The following is a 17467-nucleotide window of genomic DNA, read 5'->3' as shown; positions in this document are numbered from 1 at the left end:
AATCTAATGAAACGATTCAACAACTTCCAAAAGGTACCCGATCTCTTGCAAGGTCTTCTGAATATCTGTCTATTCTTTCTGGCCATTGCATTAAGCGTCCTCTTAATTAGTGAAACTTGGTATATTGTCCAATTCGTCTACAAGAATGTGGCCAACAAAGGAGAAAGCTATTATGAAATGCTTGGTGAGCTGCTGATCTTCTTTATGTACTTTGAGTTTATTGCCTTAATTATTAAGTACTTTAAATCAAACTTTCATTTTCCGCTTCGCTATTTTATTTATATTGGAATCACAGCCGTCATCCGTTTGATCATCATCGATCATGAAGAGGCTGTATCGACGTTCTGGTGGGCGCTGACCATTCTAGCCATGACGTGTGCACTCTTTATCGCCAATAAAAGACATTCTGCTCAAGACCATGAGGAAGTGAAGTGAGGAAAGAAGACGAATGGTTACCGTTCGTCTTTTTTGCTGGTTCTCAATTCATATGTAAAACAGAAATTCATCCTACCGAACAATGCCTCTTCTCGTTCACACTGGTTCCCTGTGCAAGGATATTTACGTGCTGTTGAATTTACGAGCATCTGGGAGAAAGAATTCGTGAGCATCATTATTATGAATATCCGAAAATGAATCACGTATTTCCCGTTTTCCGAAGCAAAAAAAGCGTTAAAACAAATTGTCGCTATTATTCAAAGCAAGACCTTTCCTTTGCGGGAGCGGGATATTACTTAATTCATTGTGAATGACCTATCTAATTCTTACCTAAAAGAAACACCGATATAAGAAACGTTGCTAAAGATCACAACATTCCCTTATCGGTGTTTTTACTTTATGGATGATACTTTAGCCCTCGTAATAAGCATAGAGTCCAGAGCTGCCTTTAAAATACCATTTCACTCCGCTTGCATCTGTGAAAGAGTTTGCAAAAATAGCTGTGTCGGAGTACATACATAAGTAAGGCTTGTTTGATTTTCGGAATTTCCTTAAAATTTCATCAGGGCAGGATGTGACATAAGCACTTGTACGTGCAACGCCATCTGTTGTACTGTCTGTTGTTGAAGTAGCGCTAGCTGTTGGAACATACGAAGAAAGAAGTAACCCAAAAGAAAGAGCGACACCAGTCATTGTTTTTTTCCATTTCATTACGAACATTTTCTTTCCAAAATCTGTATTTTCTTGCAACTTCATTATAGGAAAATAGGATGCGATAAAAAAGAGACAAAAGTATTGTATTTTCCCATAATTTGTAATGATGTGTTTGGGAGATCATCATCTGTTATTTTCATATTTGACATTGACACCATCTTTTTCTATGATAAAATCAAATTGTGATAATGAGAATCGTTATCAAACGATATGACTACATATAGAATGGATAGGTGAGGTACATGTTCAGAAAATCTTTTTGGTCGTTGTTAGTTGTGCTCTCCATCGTTTTGCTTGCGGCTTGCGGGAATAATAGCGGTGAAGGCAAGTCAGATAGTAAAGAGAAAACGAGAACCGTTGAAAGCGCTATCGGTTCAACTGAAATAAAAGGGTCGCCTAAACGTGTGGTGACGCTGTACCAAGGAGCAACTGATGCAGCAGTCGCTATGGGCATTAAACCAGTTGGTGTTGTAGAATCATGGCTTGAAACACCTACTTATAAATATTTAAGAGATGATTTAAAGGATGTTAAAATTGTTGGGCAGGAAACACAGCCAAACTTAGAGGAAATTGAAAAGCTAAAACCAGATTTGATCATTGCATCAAAAGTTCGCCACGAGCAAATTTTTGATCAGCTGAAAGAAATCGCTCCAACTGTTGCAACAGAAACAGTGTTCACATTTAAAGATACAGTGAAATTGATGGGCGAAGCGTTAAATCAGCAAGACAAATCAAAAGAATTGTTAACGAAGTGGGATGACCGTGTCGCTGACTTCAAAGAAAAAGCGAAAAAAGACATCAAAAACTGGCCAATGAGTGTATCTGTAGTGAACTTCCGTGCAGATCATGCTAGAATCTATCAAACTGGATTCGCAGGGTCGATTTTAACAGAGCTAGGCTTTGAGGGACCTAAGAATGTCAAAGATAAAAAGCAAGACATCATTACACTTACAGACAAAGAGAGCATTCCGCAAATGGATGCAGATGTGATCTATTACTTCATGGATGATCAGGATAAAGCGGTTGAAAAAGCATATAAAGAGTGGACAAGTCATCCTTTATGGAAGCAGCTTGACGCAGTGAAAGCGAAACAAGTGCATAAAGTCGATGAAATCACTTGGAACATGGCTGGCGGTATCATTGCTGCAAATATGATGCTTGATGATATTTACGATCGTCTAGGAATTGATAAATAAGACATACCAGAGGAGAAAATGTGAAAACACCATTTTCTCCTTTTTCCATAACAGATTGAAAGCGGGAATCAGATGAGAAGTTTATTAAAAAAGGATTCGAGTAAGGCACTGCTATTTGCTGGATTCATCGTATTGATGTTGGTCTTTTTTATGCTCAGTATTTCCCTTGGGCAAACCTCGATTTCCTTCAAAGCCACCATCCATGCTTTTCTTCATTTTGATGAATCGGATCCAAACAGTGTGATTGTCATGACATCCAGATTATCAAGAGCTTTAATTGCAGCAGTCGTTGGATCAAGTCTAGCCATTTCAGGTGCACTGATGCAGGCATTGACGAGAAATCCGCTTGCTGCGCCTGATTTATTAGGAATTAATGCGGGTGGACTATTTTTTATCGTGATTTCGATTGTTTTCTTTTCAACAGAGTCGTTAACAGGCTATATGTGGACAGCTTTTTTAGGCGCTGCGATTGCAGGGATGCTCGTTTTTCTATTGGGCTCCATTGGGAGAGATGGACTGACGCCGGTTAAAATTGTGCTCGCAGGTGCTGCCATATCCGCATTGTTTGCATCCTTTACTCAAGGTCTTTTAATCGTGAATGAACAGTCGATTCAAAGTATCCTGTTTTGGATGGCTGGTTCGGTGTCAGGAAGAAGTATTGATATGCTGCTTCCTGTTTTGCCCTATATTGTAGGTGCTACTGTTGTGGCACTGCTTCTTGGTCGCTCGATCAATGTTCTTTTGTCGGGAGATGATATTGCCAAAGGGCTCGGTCAGCGTACGCTGCTGCTGAAAATCACGATGGGGGTGCTGGTCGTGTTTTTAGCAGGAGGTTCCGTTGCTGTTGCAGGCTCGATTGGTTTTGTTGGTTTTCTTGTGCCACATATTGTGAAAAAGCTTGTCGGACCTGACCACCGCTGGGTACTGCCGTATTGTGCCGTCGTGGGGGCGTCGCTTTTACTTGTCGCAGATCTTGCGGCTCGTTTTCTGATCATGCCGCAGGAAGTGCCGATTGGTGTCATGACGGCGGTAGCAGGAGCTCCTCTATTTGTTTATCTCGTGCGCAAGGGGTTGAAGACAGGTGGCTAAAACATATACTGTGCGTTCAAAGGGTGGACGCATTTCATTTCAATTTTCAAAGCGGACTTTTCTCATTTTACTTTTATTGACGGCTATTGCCTTTGGCTTATTTATTCTTAGTCTCTGTATGGGCAGCCGATTCATTCAGCCGATGGATGTGCTGCTTCATTTAATCGGGCAGGGAGAGGGAAATACCTTTGTATTAAATACGCTGAGAATCCCAAGAACGCTGCTTGCTGTCTTAGTGGGGGCGGCACTAGCGGTATCGGGGCTCATTTTACAAGGGTTAATTCGTAATCCGCTTGCATCACCTGACATCATTGGAATTACGAGTGGTGCTTCGTTTGGTGCGATTATGTTCATCGTCTTTTGGATGGGCACCGTGCCAATTGCTTATCAGTCATTATGGGCCATTGCAGGTGCTTTTGCGGTATCGTGTTTGATCTACTTGCTTTCATGGAAAAAAGGGGTCAAACCCATCACGCTTGTCCTGATGGGAATCGGTATTTCCGCCATTATGAAGGCGTGTGTGACGTTTACGCTTGTTCTCAGCGATACGATGACAACGACAAAGTCATACATATGGCTGACGGGCAGTTTATATGGTTCTACGATGAAGGACGTCACCACGATGCTTCCTTGGGTGATGATCATTTTACCGATCGTCATGGTGTTAGCAAGAACGATGAATGTGAAGGAGCTTGGGGATGATCTTGCAACAGGTCTTGGGGTAAAGGTACAGGCCAAGCGGTTATTCTTCTTGCTGATGAGTGTGACATTAGCTGGTATTGCGGTGGCATTTGCAGGCGGCATTGAATTTGTCGGACTCATGGCGCCGCATGTCGCAAGGATGATCATCGGCCGTTCCTTCATTGCGCTTGTCCCAGCCTCTGCGCTTGTTGGAAGTATTCTCGTGATGCTGGCAGATCTTGTTGCAAGAACTGCTTTTCTACCGTTAGATGTACCAGCAGGTGTATTCACGGCGGCAATAGGTGCACCGTTCTTTATCTATTTGTTATATCAACAGCGAAATCGATAAACGAAAGAGGGGTTTTGATATGAGGCCAGAGTGGGTTGAGAGAGAATTACTTGATTTCGGGGTACACATCACAAAGGGAGCAATGACATCTGATCGCACACTTGGTGCGCTTTTTTCAGAAGAATCCGTCAAGCGTTTATTGGAAGCTGAAAAGTCAGCCATGCACGCACCAAATCTAGCAGTGGCGGCCTCTATGTTTTCAAAGCGCTATGCATACTTAGCTGTTAGTTCCACTTTGTACTTGATGACAATGTATGATGGCGTCTATCAGTTTTCACCAGCGGCCTGTGCATTTAGAGAGGATCGGAAAATCGCGCTTGATGAAACGCTATGTTCATTTGTTCAACTGGATGGAGATCGTCATGAATGGAGAGAGCAGGTTGTACGCACGCTGTTTACGCAGTGTGTCACACCTCTTTTAGACGTGCTGAACCGCACATCAAGACTTCCATATACTATTTTGTGGGAGAATGTAGCGGTTCGTATCAACTCTCTTTACCGCAGCATGATGCGGGAAGTAGAAGAGACTGCGGTGAAACAGCGCGTTCAGGAGGATTATCTTTTTCTGAAGCAAGCGGCTGGGGAAGTATTTGGAGCTCAGCAAAATCCATTTCAGCACAGCTTAAACTTAGATGACAGTTTACTTGAAACATCCAAACGGAAGACTTGCTGTATGTATTATCAGCTTGAGAAAAAATCGGAGAGTCTCGATTATTGTCTCGTCTGCCCGCTTGAAAAAAACAAAGGCACTGCTTGCTCGTAGCAGTGCCTTTTCGTTTTATTCCCAAATCGCGCTTGCCCATTCAGGGTGATCGATGAAAGGGTTGCGGTTGTGCTGATATATTTGATAAATGGTCTCGTTGCGATTCCGTTCGATTTGATCGACTGGATCTTGCTTGTGCCATTTTAGAAGCACGGACATTTTGCCGTGAAGAGGGGCGCTTCTATTATTCACTTTGTTGTTCAATTCTAAATCTGGAAAGCGGTCATCGCCTTCGTATCGAACCGCCATATAAAAGAGCATTCTCGCCACATCCCCTTTGACCCGGCTGTGAGGTTCGAAAGAGTCGCTATCGTAGAAGTTGCCAGGCGCTCCTTTGTATTCATTTCCGCCCATGTCGAAATCTAAATTTCCGCGTGTGCTATTCGTTTGCACATCTGTCGCACGAAGGTGATGGAGATCTGTCCCAGGTCCTTGGCTTGTCCCAAAATTGCCATGAGACTTTGCCCACACATGCTCTCGATTCCACTGGCCGACATTTCCACCACTCGCTTGCTTTGAGCGGGAGACTCCGCTATAAAGCAAAAGAACATTGTTTGGCTGATTTGGATCTTCATCCGTTTTCTTTAATGCATTCCATACCTCACTGTAGGATAGCTGCGTATGATCATCAATAATATCGTGTAAAGCTTTCTTAAGAGCGGGTCCTGATTTGCCATTAGCAGATTGATAATAGGAATTGATTTGGCTTGTGGCGTTAGTTTGCGCTTGTTGTGTAGATGTTTCGTTTTGAAGCTGTAACGGGGAAAAGGTGATCGTTTGGCTCGGTTCATTTAGAGAGAAGCCTTGAGCATTCGCAGCTGGAGGCAGCGGAGTGGCTAGTGTGCCGAAAATCATGATCCCGGCGGCCACGGTTCCAAATAATGTTTTTTTCATTCTATTTCCTCCTTGATAGAGAATGTATTCTCTTTATTTCTATCATATTGTTATGAAGAAATAAATGGATTTATCGTAAATTTTATGTAATCAATTCGTGGGAAAAGAGATTGCTATTTTAGAAGCATTGCTGTATAAGTGGGCTTATAAGGATGGACAGCAAGGGAGAGGATGGATAACGTGAAAGAACTGCAAACACCTTCGAGAACCATTATGACACCAGGACCTGTTGAAGTAGACCCGAGAGTGCTCCGCGTGATGAGTACACCGATTCTTGGTCAATTTGACCCTGCATTTACACAGATTATGAATGAAACCATGACCTTATTGCGGTCTCTTTTTCAAACAGAAAATGAATGGGCTTATCCAATTGATGGTACGTCCCGTTCAGGGCTTGAAGCTGTGCTTGCCAGTGTGATCGAGCCTGGAGACATTATGCTTGTTCCTGTCTTTGGCCGCTTCGGTCATTTGCTCATTGAAATAGGACAGCGCTACGGTGCTGAGGTACATACAATGGAATGTGAATGGGGAACGGTTTTTGATCCTGGCGACATCATCGCTGAAATGAATCAGGTCAAGCCTAAAATCGTCGCGATGGTCCACGGTGAAACATCCACAGGGAGATTGCAGCCATTGCAGCAAATTGGTGAAGCGTGCCGAGCACTTGATGCTCTGTTCATTGTAGACGCTGTGGCAACAATTGGCGGTGTCGAGGTCAAAGTGGACGAATGGAAGATTGATGCGGCAATTGGCGGCACACAGAAATGCTTGTCTGTTCCATCAGGCATGTCACCTATCACATATAATGACCGGGTGGCGGCTGTCGTTGAATCGAGAAAGAAAGTAGAAAAAGGCATTGCGACACAGGACGAACTGCAAGAACAGATAGATATTTCTCCAATCAAAAGCAATTATTTTGATCTGAGCCAGCTCCAGGATTATTGGAGTCCAAGACGATTAAATCATCATACGGAAGCGACAACTATGCTTTATGCACTCAGAGAAGGGGTTCGCCTTGTGCTGGAAGAAGGGCTGGCTGAACGTTTTCAGCGTCACGCATATCATGAGAAAGCCTTGATGAAAGGTCTTGAAGCGATGGGGCTTGAATTGTTTGGCGATCCGAGTTGTAAAATGCCGGTTGTGACATGTGTTCTGATTCCAAATGGTATTGATGGCGAAGCGGTACGTGCCGATCTGCTCCATCATTTTGGGATTGAAATTGCGAGTTCATTTGGACCGCTTGCGGGGCGTATATGGAGAATCGGCACAATGGGCTATAGCTGCCGAAAGGAAAATGTCCTGTTTGTTTTAGCAGGACTTGAAGCGATGTTGATCAAATACGGCGCGGCCATTACATGCGGAGCTGGACTACAGGCGGCTCTTTCTATCTATGAACAAGCTGAATAAAGTGATTTCTCATACTCGCAATCTGCGGGTATTTTTTATTTGGAAAAGAACACTAATTTTTGAAAAACTAGACTTATAGGCGGCGGTATCGCTATACTGGAGAAGTTCTTATCGTTTTTGTCATCATTTTCATTTATTTGCAGAAAGAGGTTTTTTGATATGAAGAAAATGGGCAGATTATATATTTTGATGCTCAATATATTTATTGCCATGCTTGGCTTTGGCCTCATTGTTCCTGTCATGCCGAGTTACATTGAAGCCTTTGGGGCAACAGGAAAAACACTTGGTTTTCTCGTTGCTGCAACGGGTCTGACACAATTTGCGTTATCACCGATCGCCGGCGTACTGACCGATCGATTTGGACGGAGAAAATTGATTATTGCCGGGATTGCTGGCTTTACCATTGCCCAATTTATTTTTGCGTTTGCCGATCAGCTTTGGATGCTGTTTGTGTCTCGGTTTTTAGGCGGGGCTGCAGGAGCTTTGCTGATGCCGGCCATGTTTGCATACATCGCTGATATTACAAGTGAAAAGGACCGGGGGAAAGGGATGGGCCTATTTAGTGCAGCGATGACACTAGGTTTTGTCATTGGACCGGGCGTAGGCGGATATTTGGTTGAGTTCGGGATCGCTTTTCCTTTTCTCATCGCAGGTTCTTTTGCAGCACTATCTACCCTGTTATCCATCCTGTTTTTACCTGAAACACTAACAAAGGAAAAGCAGGAAGAAGCGCGGTTGAACAAAGACATTCATTTCAATCCTTTAGTGCAGATGACTCAAGCTTTAAAGACATCCTATGGCTTTTTGTTTATATTGGCCTTTGTCCTCAATTTTGGAATCATTCATTTTGAATCGATTTTCGGTTTATATGTAGACCAAAAACACGGATTTACACCGAAGGATATTGCATTTGTCATTACGGTGGCCGGACTTGCCGGAGTACTTGTCCAAGGTGCGTTAGTGAATACCTGTGTGAAACGATTTGGTGAGATGCGTGTCGTGCGTTATGCGCTGCTAGGTGCAGCTATCATGCTGATCGCCTGCCGTTTTGCGCCGTCTTTTTGGTGGATTTTTACAGGTTCGATTTTATTTTTGTCGGCTACCTCTTTTGTTCGTCCAGCCCTCAATACATTGTTGTCCAAAATGGCCGGGAATCAGCAAGGGTTAGCAGGCGGTCTCAATACATCCTTTATGAGTCTTGCCAACATCGTCGGACCAAGCCTTGCGGGAATTTTATTTGATGTGAATATTGAGCTTCCTTTTATGTTTGGGACACTTGTGCTTTGCGCCAGTTTCATAGCGTCTATCATATGGGCGAAAAAAGTAGAGCATACTCACGCGATGCCAAGAAGATTGTAGTTGATCTACAGTCTTTTTTTAATGAATGAAATCTATTTAGAAAAATTCCAACTAGAAATAGTATACATGTTATCTAGGTGAAAATTAGAGGAGAGGAAAACAATAGATTTAGATCTTTTCAACCTTTAAAAAGTTGTTAATGAAATACTGCATTATACATTTTGTGTAAAAAATGGTTGATTGGCATTTTTCACAATGGTAATATCAATCTCGACCTCTATACTGCCGTATGGATCAGATACCTTCCATTTGTCACCACTCCTCAAGTCTCACTTTTTCTCCTCCAAACTATATGAAGTTCTAGAAAAAAAGATTCAATAAGAATGGGATGAGAAATGCATTTGAATGCGTAAAGCTAAGCGGAGCCGCAGTGTTGCGTCAGGGTCTTTTAAGCTGATTCGAAGCAATTCCTCGCACTTCTCCAGTCGATAAATGACAGTGTTGCGATGAACATACAAACGCTTGGCTGTTTCTGAAATGTGGCAATGTGTCTCTAAATACACAGATAAGGTGTGGAGGAGGCTTTGGTCGACTAGTGATGGTTCATATAATGGGTGAAGGTGCAGTTGGTGGAACGTGACTAAATCCTTTCTTGGAATCAGCTTCAGTAAATCTGGCACATCCTTTGCCTGATAGAACTGAATGTATTCAGTGCGCGATGAGAGCCGGCCTGCTTGAAGAGCATCGAATGCTTCGCTGTAACCTTCAATCAGATGGGTGATGAGGTGTCCCGTCAGGCTCACACCAAAGGAAATGGTGTCATTCATATGTTTTTTCACGAGCAGCTGCAATTGTTTTAAAAAAGAGATGAGCATGTCGCTTACCTCAGACCAGCTGCCTGTCTCTTCCATCAATAGAATGCCCATATCCGCTTTGACAAAAAGAAAGGCGGGAAATGGACAGCTTGGAAGTGCGCATTCAAGCAAATCAACCACTTGATCTAAAACGATTTGCTGCTCAATCAAACATGTGGAATCACTACTCTGATCAAACTGACAGACCATACATAAATAGGTGCTCCCTGTGCTTAATCCAAACGTCTGTGCAAGTCGGACAACGTCTTGCTCGGAAGACACTGCACCTTCTATCCATCTGCGAAACCCTTCATTTCGGGCCCGCTTGGCCGTTTGTTCGATGGCATGTTGCCTCATTCGTGCAATTGACAATTCATTTACAGCGTGTTCAATCATCACATGCAGTTCTTTTTCCTGTGGTGGAATGAAGGAAAGGACCACTAAATAATCACATGTATGTTCGGTGATATAAATGGGAAAGACGGAAAAGGTTTGCTTACCATGTACCATAGAAAAATAATGGCTTGTCGTGCTCTGAAAAAAATGGAGGACTTGAATCAATTCTGGGCTTGTCATCATTGTGTGCGAGGTGTAGAGAATCTGTCCATACCGGTTCAGTAAATAGACAGGTCTGTGAATCCTTTGGGTCATTTTTTGTAATGCTTCAAAATGATGATTGGCCATGTTCATATCCACTCCATCTCCTTTATTAAGAGCCAAAGCTGTTGGTGAAGATGAATAAAAAAATGGACAAGCGCTGTTAACATCTCTGATATGCATTATGTTATCAGCTAAAATCATTTTACATAGAAAGTTGTCAACTAATATCACAAGCAAACAGGGTGGATAGGACACAATCGCGTGCCAACAGTCATCTTCATTCAGAATTACGGGCAAATGTGATATGTTGTAGACAGAAGAATTTCTTTCAGAAATATGGGTATCCCAAGAGACAAAGGCTTTGATGTGGGAAAGCCGCCTATACCCATAAGTGGCAAGAGGTGAGATACATGATTTATATCGGATTAACTGGCTGGGGGGATCATGACAGTCTTTACCCGCCGAAAATAGGAAGCTCTCAAAAGCTGTTTCACTACGCGTCAACGTTCCCTATTGTGGAACTGGATGCAAGCTTTTATGCTGTTCAGCCTGAGCGCAATCATGAAAAGTGGATAAAGGACACACCGGACACCTTTCAATTTGTCGTGAAAGCATACCAAGGAATGACCGGACATCAAAGAGGCGAGATTCCTTTTGCTTCGAAGGAAGAAATGTTTGACGCTTTTATCCTCTCATTGACTCCGCTCATTCGAGAAGGGAAACTGGCCATGGTCCTGTTTCAATTTCCACCATGGTTTGATTGTAAAAAAGAGCATGTCCAATATTTAAGATGGTGTAAGGAAAAGATGGGTGACATTCCGTGTGCCCTCGAATTCCGAAACCGGACATGGTTTTCAAACGAATTTTATAAGCAAACCTTGTCCTTTATGGAGAAAGAAGGGTGGATTCATTCCGTCTGTGATGAACCACAAGTCGGAGAAGGGTCCATTCCGCCAGTCATACAAGCCACACACCGTGATAAAACATTGGTCCGTTTTCACGGAAGAAATAAACAGGGCTGGCTTCACCCGGCAGACCATGAGAATTGGCGAGAAGTGCGTTACTTATATTTATATAATGAAGCTGAATTAAAGGAATGGAAAAAGAATCTCGACATCCTGCATCAGCAATCGAAAGATGTATATGTTGTGTTTAATAATAACTCCGGCGGAGATGCAGCGGCGAATGGCCAGCAAATGATTGATTTGCTGGATATTACCTATTCAAGCTTATCCCCGAAGCAGTTAGATTTTTTTAGTTAAATGAGAGCTGCGGCTTTCAAGCTGAATGAAACGGTTCAGTGACAACTTGAGGGAGAGATCAACATGCTGCAGAAGCTATGATTATATCATACAAACGACTTGCACAGCCACTTTGAGAACTGGCCAAAAATCGCCGCTTATATTGAAGAAAAGCGTCAAGTTCACGATGAGATGCTTTTGTTTGATATTGGCGACCATATGGACCGAGTGAACCTAGTGTCAGAAGCTGATTATGGAAAGGTAAACGTCAAGCTCCTCGATCAGCTCGGCTATGATGGGGTCACGATTGGGAATAATGAGGGCATTACGCTGCCTCATGATCAACTGGATCAATTATACAAAGAGGCTCAATTTTCAGTGATTTTGTCTAATTTATTTGAGAAAGGCAAAAGACCATCGTGGGCAAAGCCTTATCATATGATCACAATGAAAAATGGACTGAAGATATGCCTCTTAGGGGTAACGATTGCTTATACACCTGTATATGAAAAGCTGGGCTGGGACATTACAGACCCGTTTGACAGCATACGGGACATGCTGCAGGAAGTGAAGGGACAGGCTGATGTGATTGTGCTCCTTTCCCATCTTGGTATCATCCATGATCGGGAGGTAGCCCAAGATTTTCCCGAAATTGACATCATCTTAGGCGCGCACACGCATCATCTTTTAGAACATGGTGAGATGGACAATGGTGTGCTGCTTGCATGTGCTGAAAAGTATGGGCATTACATTGGCTGTGTAGAGCTGACCATTGACACAACGCGCAACGAGCTCATAGAGAAAAAGGCGACAGTGCAATCAGTGGACCAGCTCATAAGTGAATCGGATGAAGCCATCACCACCTTACAGCAAGCTGAAAGAAGAGCAAAATCACTGATGCAGGAAAAAGTGGCGACGATCGAGACGAAGCTTGAAACAAAATGGTTCGATGAATCTCCGCTTCCTCAGCTGTTAACAGATGCCATTAAAGATTGGTGCGGGGCAGATATCGGCATGATGAATGCAGGCATGGTGCTTGATTCATTAGAGGCTGGGGCCGTGACAAGAGAAGAGATCCACCGGATATGTCCGCATCCAATTAATCCAATTCGAGTGACGCTTACCGGTAAACAGCTGCTAGAAACCGTTCAGCGGGCATGTGAAGAAAAAATGGAACAGCTGCGCATCAAAGGCTTCGGCTTTAGAGGTGAATTGATGGGGAAAATGCTATACAGCGGACTCACCTATACATTAGAAGAAGGCGAAAACAAACGGGTGAAAGAAGTCTTTGTCCATGGTCAATTAATCAAAGAGGATGATTCATATACGATTGGCACAGTAGATATGTATACACTCGGCTCCCTGTTTCCTCATATACGTGACCATGAACATATTGACTATTTCATGCCGGAATTTTTACGTGATGTGCTGAGCTGGCGCTTAAAGGAAGCAAGATGAAATCCGCTTCAGCCTAACAACACTCGCCCTCTCTTCACATAGATTGTGGGTGAGAGGAGTGAAGGGATTTGGTGAATTTAACACCGATTACAATTGATGGCCATTCCTTTACAGCCGTCACCGTCAAACTGCCGAAGACCAATTTTATGGCAGTGACAAACGAGCATGGTTATATTATGTGCGGTGCACTTGATGTCGGGCTCTTAAATGAAAAGCTTGCAGATAGAGGAATCATCGCAGGAAGAGCGGTCGGTGTGAGAACCATCGAGCAATTGCTCGATGCGCCTTTAGAATCTGTGACATACGCCGCTGAAGCGCTGGGCATTCCAGCTGGAACAATCGGCAGAGACGCATTATTAAAAATGGTGAAATAAAATGAAGAGATGATTCCTATCCCCCCGCCTGTCTGCATACACTTGTAATGGAGAAGGGGGGATTTTTTATTGAGAATGAACCGCCGTTATCGCCCCTACAAAAAGGGCCCTTTGCCGTTTCGTTACGTGATGCTGCTTGCCATATTATTTTTTGTGCTCTCAACTGTCATTAGTCTATTTTTCATTAACCGTTCTATTAAACCAACCCTGATTCACATTGCTGAACTAGAAACAGAGCGAATAGCCAATCATCTCATTCAATATTCTGTTCAAGATTTTGCAGACGATCAGGAGAATATGAAGGATATGGTGGTCATGAATACAAGTGAGAACGGTAAAGTAACGACCATCGATTTCAATGCGCAAGCAACATCGAAAGCAATGGCTGACCTGTCACGTCATCTTCAAAAAAATTTAGAGGACATCGAAAAGGGGAATTTTCAAAAGGAAGCGAAAGAGGCATTAAAAGATCAAACGGATGGCCATGACGGCATTATATACAATATTCCACTTGGGCAAGCGTCTGGAAATGCACTGATCGCAAACCTAGGACCAAAAGTGCCTGTACGATTTAGTGTCATTGGTGATCCGCATACGGACGTTGAAAAAAACATTAAGCCTTATGGCATTAACAATGCCTTGATTGATATTAGTGTTCTGATCGAGGTGAAGGTGAGAGTCATCATTCCGTTTGCATCTGAAACCATCGTCGTCAAAAATTCTGTTCCTGTCTCCATACAAGCCGTTCAAGGGGACGTGCCAGATTATTATAATGGCAGCGGGACAAATTCCGGTGCTCCATCGATTGTTTTGCCAGAGAAAAAGGAGAAAGAAGATTAACAGCCCAATGAAAGAATTGGGCTGTTTGTTATGATTTGCTTTTCCGCTCGGCTCTTTCCCACGCTCGCAGGTGAGGGTATGGATCAAATGACCATTCGGTTCGTCCGTTGTCCTTATACATCCCATAATGAAGGTGTGGAGGAAACTTTCCTGCTGTGCCGGGAGGGCCATAACCGGAGCTTCCGACAGACCCAATAACCTGTCCAGGTTCAACAATTTGGCCTGTCTTGAGTCCTTTTGCAAATCCATTTAAGTGAGCGAAATAATGATAATGATTGTGAATATCTCGAATGCCTATCCGCCAGCCGCCAAAGCGGTTCCAGCCTTTCATTTCAATAATGCCATATGATGTCGCACGAACAGGAAGACCATAATGGGCAAATAAATCAGTGCCCTCATGGATTCTTCTCCCTCCAAAGCCTCTCGCATCACCCCATGTACTCCTGTAGCTGTAGTCAGCTCCGACCGGAAGAGGAAACGCATGCTTTCCGAGGTCAAGATGGCCATAGTGCTTATAGAGCTTCATAAAAGATGAAATGATTCCAACGGTTTGATCACGTCCATAATAGTCCCATAAGGCAATTTTTAATTGGTCAATGGTGCTGCCGTAGTAAAGCAAGTATTGAGCAAACGTGAACAGTACATCTTCATCATTATCGATTTCAGCTTTACCATCCCCATTTCCATCAAGCCCAATGCCGTCAAACACTTTAATGCTTAAGGGGGAGGTATCCTGCTTATTCGGGTTTTCTGGTCCGATCCACATTTCCCGGGGAATGTAGATGCCAATGACGCCTTTTTGTTTCGGTAAATCTTTTCTGCTTTTTCGAATATTGTGTTCATACTGATCTACCGCAGCAAGTACATACCATGGAACCTGTGTCGTGATGGCGACTTTTTCGTATAGTGCCATTCGCTGCTTCAACTCATCTGGCTGCTTGCTCGCCCCTTCTGCATGAATAGGTAAAGGTATTATTGAAAGAGCGATGATGATGGCTAAAACCACTTTCACAAACGTCCATCTCCTTTCTTCGAGCATCATCTTCTAATGTATAGTGTGGGTAGATCGCTATATTTCATAAGAAGAAAATGTTAGTAATTTTCTTCTGTTTTTTTAGGAGCCTTTTGGGTATTTTTGCAGCTCATTCCCTTGTTGTTCAATCTGTACTATGTTAAAGTGTCTAAAGAAAAGGCTTTAGGCCGAAGATTCAATTTTTTGCAGCTTCTGGCTGCATCCATCGTATATAGCAGGAAGATTTTTGTATATGCACCTTTAACGAATTCATATGGAGATGATGGAATTGGCAAAGAAGGAAGAGCACGTAAGAAAACCGGACTGGCTTAAAATTAAGCTGAATACAAATGAAAACTATACCGGTTTGAAAAAAATGATGCGGGAAAACAACCTGAATACCGTTTGTGAGGAAGCGAAATGTCCGAATATTCATGAATGCTGGGCAGTTAGAAGAACCGCTACATTTATGATCCTTGGATCTGTTTGTACGCGCGCATGCCGTTTCTGTGCGGTGAAAACTGGACTTCCAACTGAGCTTGACCTGCAAGAACCGGAACGCGTTGCAGATTCAGTGGCTTTGATGAATTTAAAGCACGCTGTTATAACAGCGGTTGCAAGGGATGACCAAAAAGATGGCGGAGCAGGCGTATTTGCTGAAACAGTGCGTGCCATTAGAAGGAAAAGCCCATTCACCACAATTGAAGTTCTCCCTTCAGATATGGGTGGCAATGATGATAACTTGAAAACGTTGATGGATACACGACCTGACATTTTAAATCACAATATTGAAACAGTACGCAGGTTAACACCGAGGGTTCGTGCACGTGCGACATATGATCGTTCATTAGAATTCTTGCGTCGTGCAAAAGAAATGCAGCCTGACATTCCAACGAAATCAAGCATTATGATTGGACTCGGTGAAACGAAGGAAGAAATCATTGAAGTCATGGATGATCTTCTTGCCAATCACGTCGACATCATGGCGATTGGTCAGTATTTACAGCCTTCGAAAAAGCATTTGAAAGTTCAAAAATACTACCATCCAGATGAGTTTGCAGAGCTGAAGGAAATTGCCATGTCAAAAGGCTTTAGCCATTGTGAAGCTGGGCCGCTTGTCCGCTCTTCCTACCATGCAGACGAACAAGTAAACGAAGCGTCTAAAAAGCGTCAGGCGCAAGCATAACAAAGAAAACGCCAGAGCTTTCTGGCGTTTTTTCTCGTATTAATTTTGGCCGTAAGGGGCGTTTCTTCTCATGGTGCGGTCGGAATTTGTCATGCCATTTGCATCTTCTTGATTTGAAATATCCCCACCTTGAGGGGAATATTTCATTTGTTGAATCGTTTTTGTTAAAATTTGATCAAAATCACGTGAATTGGTTTGAAGACGTGAAAAATTGGCAATGGATTGAAAGTGCTCTGGGTTATCAGAGACGTATACATGATAATAACGAGGGAGAACGGAAACCGCCGTTTTCTTCACTTGATCGGCTGATTCATCTCGGTTTTTGTTTCCTGTTCGATACACAATCAGTGCATCCTCATCTGTGACAAGAGTCGCTGCATCTTTGATGTTTGGCAGCTGTACAGCTAAACTTGTAATGACGTGGGCAAGGTGCTCACGATTTAAAGCAGGTGTCTTTTCTTTCTGATCCGTTACTTGCTGCCGCTGATAACGAACATATCCTGCTCTGTTTGTGTCTGCTTCTGGCATGTTGGAATTATTTCCTTCATGACGATCAGACAGCCGGATGGTTTTACTTGAAGAATCTTCATCCACCTGCCTGTTCATACCTGATTGAAAGCCGCATCCGCCTAAAAGCATGCAGAGGAGAATAGTGGCTGTCAGTTGTTTCATCATAAATGTGACCTCCTTTTTTCTTTAGCTTCGGCTAAAACGGAAAAAACATGCTTTAGCAATTGATGGAGTTCTTCCAATGAATTATCATTAAAGATGGATCGTTTAAAAAGAGGTGAGAAGATGATCGTTATTCAGAATGCTACCTTTGATCTTGTGAGAGATATCAAAGACGGCTTTGATGAGGAAGCGTTTAAAGCAAGGTACTCAGATATTTTAAATAAGTATGATTATATTGTGGGAGATTGGGGCTACAATCAGCTTAGGCTGAAAGGGTTCTTTGATGACCAAAACCAAAAGGCCACATTTGATACAAAAATCAGCACACTCGATGAATACATTTATGAATACTGTAATTTTGGCTGTGCCTATTTTGTCTTAAAACGAATGAGAAAATAACGCA

General features: G+C 43.0%; 17 protein-coding genes and 1 pseudogene. 13 read left to right on the top strand and 5 right to left on the bottom strand.

The window, feature by feature from the left end:
* The first annotated feature begins 6 nt into the window (after positions 1–6).
* Positions 7–435 (top strand): phosphate-starvation-inducible protein PsiE, encoded by a 429-nt coding sequence (psiE, locus tag R0K30_RS15775; RefSeq protein ID WP_099727026.1) that lies wholly within the window; start codon positions 7–9, stop codon positions 433–435.
* A gap of 411 nt (positions 436–846) precedes the next feature.
* On the opposite strand, the gene R0K30_RS15770 is transcribed toward psiE, so the two are convergent.
* Positions 847–1146, bottom strand: coding sequence for an LCI fold-containing protein (locus R0K30_RS15770; RefSeq protein ID WP_099727027.1), 300 nt, complete (start codon positions 1144–1146; stop codon positions 847–849).
* A gap of 245 nt (positions 1147–1391) precedes the next feature.
* Here R0K30_RS15770 and R0K30_RS15765 point away from each other — a divergent pair, with 245 nt between their 5' ends.
* The 4 genes from R0K30_RS15765 to R0K30_RS15750 all read left to right on the top strand — a co-directional run bounded on the left by R0K30_RS15765 (position 1392) and on the right by R0K30_RS15750 (position 5227).
* A complete protein-coding gene (locus tag R0K30_RS15765) occupies positions 1392–2345 on the top strand; it encodes an ABC transporter substrate-binding protein (RefSeq protein ID WP_230030778.1) in 954 nt (317 codons plus the stop codon).
* 72 nt (positions 2346–2417) lie between these two features.
* Positions 2418–3434, top strand: a complete 1017-nt coding sequence (locus R0K30_RS15760; protein ID WP_099727029.1) for a FecCD family ABC transporter permease — start codon at positions 2418–2420, stop codon at positions 3432–3434.
* Positions 3427–4464: a FecCD family ABC transporter permease gene (locus R0K30_RS15755; RefSeq protein ID WP_410611619.1), complete on the top strand. Its 1038-nt coding sequence runs from the start codon at positions 3427–3429 to the stop codon at positions 4462–4464. Before R0K30_RS15760 ends, R0K30_RS15755 begins: the two co-directional genes overlap by 8 nt.
* A gap of 19 nt (positions 4465–4483) precedes the next feature.
* Positions 4484–5227: an IucA/IucC family C-terminal-domain containing protein gene (locus R0K30_RS15750; RefSeq protein WP_410611617.1), complete on the top strand. Its 744-nt coding sequence runs from the start codon at positions 4484–4486 to the stop codon at positions 5225–5227.
* A 15-nt stretch (positions 5228–5242) separates the two neighbouring features.
* Here R0K30_RS15750 and R0K30_RS15745 read toward each other — a convergent pair whose 3' ends face one another.
* A complete protein-coding gene (locus R0K30_RS15745; protein ID WP_099727032.1) occupies positions 5243–6121 on the bottom strand; it encodes an endonuclease I family protein in 879 nt (292 codons plus the stop codon).
* Positions 6122–6292: 171 nt separating this feature from the next.
* On the opposite strand from R0K30_RS15745, the gene R0K30_RS15740 reads away from it, so the two are divergent.
* Together R0K30_RS15740 and R0K30_RS15735 are read left to right on the top strand one after the other, a co-directional pair.
* A complete protein-coding gene (locus tag R0K30_RS15740) occupies positions 6293–7528 on the top strand; it encodes a pyridoxal-phosphate-dependent aminotransferase family protein (protein ID WP_410611606.1) in 1236 nt (411 codons plus the stop codon).
* Positions 7529–7687: 159 nt separating this feature from the next.
* Positions 7688–8887: an MFS transporter gene (locus R0K30_RS15735; RefSeq protein WP_327925422.1), complete on the top strand. Its 1200-nt coding sequence runs from the start codon at positions 7688–7690 to the stop codon at positions 8885–8887.
* Between the two features lie 314 nt (positions 8888–9201).
* Here R0K30_RS15735 and R0K30_RS15730 read toward each other — a convergent pair whose 3' ends face one another.
* Positions 9202–10371 carry a PucR family transcriptional regulator gene (locus R0K30_RS15730; protein WP_410611603.1) on the bottom strand — a complete coding sequence of 390 codons (1170 nt, stop codon included), beginning with the start codon at positions 10369–10371 and terminating at the stop codon, positions 9202–9204.
* 320 nt (positions 10372–10691) lie between these two features.
* Here R0K30_RS15730 and R0K30_RS15725 point away from each other — a divergent pair, with 320 nt between their 5' ends.
* The 4 genes and pseudogenes from R0K30_RS15725 (at position 10692) to yunB (ending at position 14194) form a co-directional block, all read left to right on the top strand.
* Complete coding sequence (locus R0K30_RS15725; protein ID WP_410611601.1) at positions 10692–11543, top strand: DUF72 domain-containing protein; 852 nt, start codon at positions 10692–10694, stop codon at positions 11541–11543.
* Positions 11544–11606: 63 nt separating this feature from the next.
* Positions 11607–12980 (top strand): annotated as a pseudogene (locus R0K30_RS15720) (bifunctional metallophosphatase/5'-nucleotidase).
* Positions 12981–13048: 68 nt separating this feature from the next.
* Positions 13049–13354, top strand: coding sequence for a YunC family protein (locus R0K30_RS15715; protein ID WP_034317038.1), 306 nt, complete (start codon positions 13049–13051; stop codon positions 13352–13354).
* A gap of 75 nt (positions 13355–13429) precedes the next feature.
* Positions 13430–14194, top strand: coding sequence for a sporulation protein YunB (yunB, locus tag R0K30_RS15710; protein ID WP_230030877.1), 765 nt, complete (start codon positions 13430–13432; stop codon positions 14192–14194).
* Positions 14195–14222: 28 nt separating this feature from the next.
* On the opposite strand, the gene R0K30_RS15705 is transcribed toward yunB, so the two are convergent.
* The gene (locus R0K30_RS15705; protein WP_099727039.1) at positions 14223–15206 is read right to left on the bottom strand and encodes a M23 family metallopeptidase; all 984 of its coding nucleotides are present in this window, start codon (positions 15204–15206) and stop codon (positions 14223–14225) included.
* 289 nt (positions 15207–15495) lie between these two features.
* Here R0K30_RS15705 and lipA point away from each other — a divergent pair, with 289 nt between their 5' ends.
* Positions 15496–16392 carry a lipoyl synthase gene (gene lipA, locus R0K30_RS15700; protein WP_099727041.1) on the top strand — a complete coding sequence of 299 codons (897 nt, stop codon included), beginning with the start codon at positions 15496–15498 and terminating at the stop codon, positions 16390–16392.
* Between the two features lie 39 nt (positions 16393–16431).
* Here lipA and R0K30_RS15695 read toward each other — a convergent pair whose 3' ends face one another.
* The gene (locus tag R0K30_RS15695; RefSeq protein ID WP_099727042.1) at positions 16432–17067 is read right to left on the bottom strand and encodes a YhcN/YlaJ family sporulation lipoprotein; all 636 of its coding nucleotides are present in this window, start codon (positions 17065–17067) and stop codon (positions 16432–16434) included.
* A 120-nt stretch (positions 17068–17187) separates the two neighbouring features.
* On the opposite strand from R0K30_RS15695, the gene R0K30_RS15690 reads away from it, so the two are divergent.
* Positions 17188–17463, top strand: a complete 276-nt coding sequence (locus R0K30_RS15690; protein ID WP_099727043.1) for a YutD family protein — start codon at positions 17188–17190, stop codon at positions 17461–17463.
* Positions 17464–17467 lie beyond the last annotated feature (4 nt).

The sequence above is a fragment of the Bacillus sp. SIMBA_154 genome (genome assembly GCF_046536015.1).
Lineage (GTDB): Bacteria > Bacillota > Bacilli > Bacillales > Bacillaceae > Bacillus > Bacillus pumilus_P.
The sequence above is the reverse complement of the archived record's forward strand: the minus strand, read 5'-3'. Positions and strand labels throughout refer to the sequence as shown.